The sequence below is a fragment of the Jeotgalibacillus marinus genome, assembly GCF_040801915.1.
GTDB classification, from domain to species: domain Bacteria; phylum Bacillota; class Bacilli; order Bacillales; family Jeotgalibacillaceae; genus Jeotgalibacillus; species Jeotgalibacillus marinus.
On record NZ_JBFMIA010000196.1, the window covers coordinates 1 to 262 of the forward strand.

1 pseudogene is annotated in these 262 nt (G+C 66.0%); it reads left to right on the plus strand.

The window, feature by feature from the left end:
* Positions 1-262 (plus strand): annotated as a pseudogene (locus tag AB1471_RS19025) (hypothetical protein); the annotation flags it as partial.

Genomic DNA, 262 nt, shown 5'->3' on the forward strand with positions numbered 1-262 from the left:
GACGAGGAGCTGGCCAGCTGGCTGTCCGGCCTGCGCGGCTCAAGGGTCGTGCTGCGGGTGCCGCGCCGCGGGGACAAGCGGGCACTGGCCGAAACGGTGCACCGAAACGCAGAAGATGCACTGCAACAACACAAGCTGAAGCGGGCCAGCGATTTCAACGCCAGATCCGCTGCGCTGCAGAGCATTCAGGACTCGTTGGGCCTGGCAGACGCACCCTTGCGGATCGAGTGTGTCGACGTCAGCCATGTGCAGGGCACCGACG